Below are 1,243 nucleotides of genomic sequence, written 5' to 3'. Positions count from 1 at the left end.
TGAACTGGTCAAGTAATCTTGGACACCGATTAAGGTTTACGCCGCCAAGCGCTCTTTCGCGACTGGCGACCGGTAGTCGTTGTAGCTGTGAGGCCTGCTGATGTTGTAGCGCGAGACATAGCGCTGTACGTCTGCTCGGGCCTCATGCTCCAGTTGGTAGCCTGTTTCGGGCACCCACTCTGATTTCAAACTGCCAAAGAAACGCTCCATCGGGGCGTTGTCCCAGCACTCGCCTTTACGGCTCATGCTTTGTCGAAGCCCATGTTTCAGCAGCTCGTTTCGAAACTTATGGCTGGTGTACTGACAACCTTGGTCAGAATGAAACAACACATCTTGAGGGCTGCCGCGTAGCTCAACCGCCATGCGTAGCGCTTCACAGGTCAGATTGGCATCAGAAATCATCGAGAACGACCAGCCCACGATTCTTCGAGCGTACAAGTCCAGGACCGCAGCGAAATACAGCCAGCGCTTACCGACCCTGATGTAAGTCACGTCGCCACACCACACCTGATTAACCGCCGTCACATCAAACCTGCGCTTGAGCACGTGTGGCGCCACCAAGGCTTCCACGCCCGGCGACTTGTACTTATGGCGCCTGCGCTGACGACTGGCGATACCCGCTTCACGCATCAAACTGCGAGCCATATACCGACCGACGAGATGCCCTTTGGCTTGTAGTTCCTTGGCCAAAGTACGCGCGCCCGCCGACGCTCTCGACGCTTTGTGATGCTTGACCAACACCGCTTTGAGCTTCTCTCGTTCAGGATTGGTCCTACCTTGACGCTGGCGCCAAGCGTAGAAGGTGTTGCGGTTGACTCCAAACGCCTGGCAACACCTTTTAACGCCGTATTGCTCGTCCAGCTCCTCGATCAACGTAAATGATCTTTGGCGTCCAAAAGCAGGAGAGCACTGGCCTTTTTTAGGATTTCGATGTCCAGGTCTTTCTCCCTAAGCAGGGCTTTGAGCCTCTGGATCTCTCGTTGATCAGCGGTAATCGCCTTGGCCCCTACCGGAGTCGTACCCAAGCGTTCTTTGCGAACCTGATCGACCCAGCGGCGCAACGCCGTAGGGCCGACATCCAAACTGGCACAGACCTCAGGCACTGACTGCCCTTCGTCCAGCACCATGCTGGCAGCCTTGAGTTTGAACTCACTCGAATAAGATTTACGCATAGCCAAACACCTCAGATTTGGGCGCCATCATAGCGCCCGATTGAAGTGTCCAAAATCATTAGGCCAGTTCA

At 55.0% G+C, this 1,243-nt stretch carries 2 protein-coding genes; both read right to left on the bottom strand.

What is annotated here, in order from left to right:
- Nucleotides 1-36: 36 nt before the first annotated feature.
- Nucleotides 37-873, bottom strand: a complete 837-nt coding sequence (locus Q6A48_RS25895) for an IS3 family transposase (protein WP_369811743.1) — start codon at nt 871-873, stop codon at nt 37-39.
- Nucleotides 870-1,172 carry a transposase gene (locus Q6A48_RS26190; protein ID WP_369811742.1) on the bottom strand — a complete coding sequence of 101 codons (303 nt, stop codon included), beginning with the start codon at nt 1,170-1,172 and terminating at the stop codon, nt 870-872. The genes Q6A48_RS25895 and Q6A48_RS26190 overlap by 4 nt, the downstream gene beginning before the upstream one ends.
- Nucleotides 1,173-1,243 lie beyond the last annotated feature (71 nt).

It is taken from the genome of Pseudomonas citrullilanati (assembly GCF_030580855.1).
Classification (GTDB): domain Bacteria; phylum Pseudomonadota; class Gammaproteobacteria; order Pseudomonadales; family Pseudomonadaceae; genus Aquipseudomonas; species Aquipseudomonas citrulli.
The sequence above is the reverse complement of the archived record's forward strand: the minus strand, read 5'-3'. Positions and strand labels throughout refer to the sequence as shown.